The 1,408-nt window shown below is 51.3% G+C and carries 1 protein-coding gene; it reads right to left on the reverse strand.

All coding sequences use genetic code 11. From position 1 onward, the window contains the following. Window positions 1-1,408 (reverse strand): ImcF-related family protein (locus tag Xinn_RS20820; RefSeq protein ID WP_280176161.1); only part of this gene is annotated, 1,408 nt, incomplete at both ends.

Here is a 1,408-nt window from a genome sequence, read left to right on the forward strand (position 1 = left end):
CGGGCCGTGGCTGTATTGCACCCGCTGTCCGCCGACATCCAGTACCATGCTCAATATGTTGTTATCCATGCTGACGGGCTGCACCATGACATTAAATGATGGCATGGTCGCACCGTTGGTAAAGAACGTATCACGGATGATCTGTGCCTGCTGAAAGGGCCGGAGTAATTTTTCTCCGCCGGGCAGCGGCTGACCATTGACACCGGGCATAAACCGCCATCGGGGCTGGGAGGTATCCACTTTACCCACTAAATTTTTCTGGAAGAAACTGTCCATTAACCCTTTACCGGGGGCAAACATGCGGGCCATATCATCCGGTTTGATATCTTCACGGGCGTTTGGTATCAGCGGATAACGATGGGTAATGGCCTGATTGCAAAACCCCCCGATTTCTGAACTGAGTTGTTTACTGACACTTTTCATGTCGCTGAGTTGGGCGTCACTGCTGGCACCGATAGCCAGTGAAGAGACCATATCCCTGAACGGTACCGGCAGACGCTCTGAGGCGGTCTGCAACCGGGTGATAATGTCATTGGACGGAAAAGCGGAACCGGTATTCACCGCATTCTGAACCGCCGTCAGGTACTGATATAACTCCCCGATTTTATTTAATATCTCATCGAAAGGGATGGGGGGATTCTTTCCCGCCGGTTTTTTCGCCAAAGCCGTAATCGGGGCAAAATGAGCCGCTAATAAACTTTCCGGTGAAGGCTGAGCATTATTCGGCGATATCATCTGTTGGGGCGCCAGATTGGTCAGTTTATTTGCTTTATTGGTTAAGTTGCTGGCTTTACTGCTTAAACTACCCAGCCTGGCAATATTCTCCCCTTTACTCATCAGGTTGTTGAGCGGATCATTCAGCGTCAGATTCTGACTGATATTGACCAGTAGCTGGCGCAGGGGAGACGCCGTCGAAGAGAGTAAACGCGCGGTGTTTGCCCGTTGTGTTAAGTCACTGATATGGTTTAGCCGAATATCTGCCAGAAATGTGTCCCATTGATAAATATAGGCACTGATATAGCTCTGCCGAACTGCTTCCTCGACGGCTTTCACCGATTGTTTTTTGGCATAAGATCCCAGAACCCAGCGGTCCTGATCGTCGGATGTGGTAATCATCGGTACCATTTCTTTGAGGATTTTTTGATAACCCGCCGGTGTAAACAGCCCCGGTATCCCACTGGTGATCGCGGCTCCACTGATACGAGAAAACGCCAGATCCGCCTGTGGGCCGGCCAGAGTGACTAAATTGACCGCACCCAACTCAGGACTCTGTAGTAAATTGTGTTGCAGGCGGTCGTAGACACGTACCGCCAGTGGGCTGCTGCTGATGAACGCCTGATGGCGTTCAACCAAACCAGCATCAAAGAGATACGGGGAAGTGACCGCCTGCGCATCCAGCAACTGGCGG

The sequence above is a fragment of the Xenorhabdus innexi genome, from assembly GCF_002632485.1.
GTDB classification, from domain to species: domain Bacteria; phylum Pseudomonadota; class Gammaproteobacteria; order Enterobacterales; family Enterobacteriaceae; genus Xenorhabdus; species Xenorhabdus innexi.